The sequence below is a fragment of the Thiolapillus sp. genome (assembly GCF_048562965.1).
GTDB classification, from domain to species: domain Bacteria; phylum Pseudomonadota; class Gammaproteobacteria; order Chromatiales; family Chromatiaceae; genus Thiolapillus; species Thiolapillus brandeum_A.
On the sequence record NZ_JBHNMF010000682.1, the window covers coordinates 1 to 1,623 of the forward strand.

The 1,623-nt window shown below is 57.5% G+C and carries 1 protein-coding gene and 1 pseudogene; both read right to left on the reverse strand.

Annotated features, from left to right (window positions below; all coding sequences use genetic code 11):
• A pseudogene (locus ACOCD2_RS19105) lies at positions 1–1,191 on the reverse strand (PAS domain-containing sensor histidine kinase); the annotation flags it as partial.
• On the reverse strand, positions 1,182–1,623 hold a 442-nt coding region (locus ACOCD2_RS19110), incomplete at its 5' end, for a hypothetical protein (RefSeq protein WP_293650110.1). The pseudogene ACOCD2_RS19105 and the gene ACOCD2_RS19110, both read right to left, overlap by 10 nt.

Below are 1,623 nucleotides of genomic sequence, written 5' to 3' on the forward strand. Positions count from 1 at the left end.
GCAGAACGTCACCCTGCCTTGCCTGTTGAGCGCCACTGCTGCAAGGTCGATGTTTTCCAGGGTATGACGGAAACGCTGCTCATAGTCCCGCTGTGCTTCGGCGATGCGATGCAGATAGGTGGTGCGGGCCAGGAAACCGGTGCCGACGAGCACCAGCAGGAACATGGACAGGTACAGAGAGCCGTTGTTCTTGAGGAACAGGGGGAACGTGGAGGCAATCTGACTGTGTGGAATGTGGGATACGATCTTCCAGCGCGGAAACTGCTGTTCATGCACACTGATATAGTCAGACATCCCGGGCAGTGCAGACAGCGCGGCTTGCAGCGGATAGACGGTGGTAAAAGTGAACAGCCCTTCAGGAGTTTCGAACTGGCCGTTTTCAGTCTGGGCTATTTGTTGCCAGGCGAGGGGATTCTCGTTCTGGAAACGGATGTTGCTGTCCAGCATGAAACCCCACTCGTTTTCGTGCTTTGGGCTGCTCAACCAGTAGCCGTCGCTGTTGAGCAGCTCCAGGTGGCTGGCGATACTGGCGGCGGCGCGGGAGAAATTGTCTATCAGGCGCGCACCCAGATAGTTGATAAGGACGATGCCTTTCTTGTTGCCGCTGTGATCGACCACGGGGGTACCGAAACGGATAACCGGCTTGAAGGGCTCCTCGATCTTGCCATTTTCCACATTCAGGTCGAATCGGGAAATGTAGATGCCGCCGGGTTCCTGTGCGAGCGCTTCGCGAAAATAGTAGCGGCTGGCCTTGTTCTGCAATTCCACATAGGGGACAACCTCGACGTTACCGTCGTTATAGTTGACGCGGACGATTTCCATTCCGTTGGCATCCAGGTAGCGTATCTGGTCGTACAGCCCCTTGTTTTTGGCAAATACCCTGAACTCTTCGGCGATGCGCTGTTCGCGGGTCCAGGGCAGTGCTTCCGGCAGGCCCTGGGTCTCGATATGTTCAGCCAGGAAGCGCAGGTCCTTCACCACATCGGCAATATCCTCCTGGATCATGCGCTGCGCCAAGTCCACGTTCAGGGACTCCTCGGATTCGATGCTGCTGTGTTCAGTGGCGTAAAAAGTGTAGTAATGCATGCCGCCGATGATCAGCAGAACCAGACAGATGGGCAGGAACAGGCTGATGAAGGTTCTCAGCTGTCCCAGTTGGGTGGGCTGTGCGGGTGGCTGGATTATGGGCATTGCTGGTCGATATGGCGCTGCAGCCGGGCAAGATAGCTGTTCAGCGGCTCGTCAGGTTTGCGCGGCACCAGGAAGGTCAGGCGCGCAGCGATGATGTAGGGCTTGCGGTCACCCTGGCCGGCGGGGGTCTTTTCCGTCAGGACCTCCCTGACCCTTTTCAGCATGTCGCCTGAATACTCACAGTAACGGGGCATGGTGACATTGCGGCTGTACCACTGGGCAGCGAAGGAGATGCCGATGAGCATGGCCAGAATAACCAGTATCAGCCGGAATGGATGGAAGGCGGTGTTCTGCTGAGAATCCTGGTGCATGCGCTGCCAGCCATGGAGAGCGAAGCGAAGGCTGGTAGACCCCAGTAGCCGCGAGGCCGCACTGCTTACCCGTCGTGCGCATAGCGCCAGAGGGGAAGCAAAGTAGGCATCCAAACGCGGC